The 206-nt window shown below is 41.3% G+C and carries 1 pseudogene; it reads left to right on the top strand.

Annotated features, from left to right (window positions below):
• Positions 1–206: pseudogene (locus GFJ99_RS13620) on the top strand (hypothetical protein); the annotation flags it as partial.

Here is a 206-nt window from a genome sequence, read left to right on the forward strand (position 1 = left end):
ATTATTATTAGCACCGCAGCTCCGGCAGCATTACGAATTGTAGATGGAAACCAAGCCGTTGGTAAAGTATTAACATCAGACGCAAACGGAAATGCCTCATGGCAACAAATAACCAACAGCAGCATTGGCGACATACCGTTAATGGCATCTATTAATGGTCTTGAAATTCCAATATGTAATGATGTAACTGTTGGGTCTACAGGAAG

The organism is Flavobacterium sp. LMO6, assembly GCF_009495795.1.
Lineage (GTDB): Bacteria > Bacteroidota > Bacteroidia > Flavobacteriales > Flavobacteriaceae > Flavobacterium.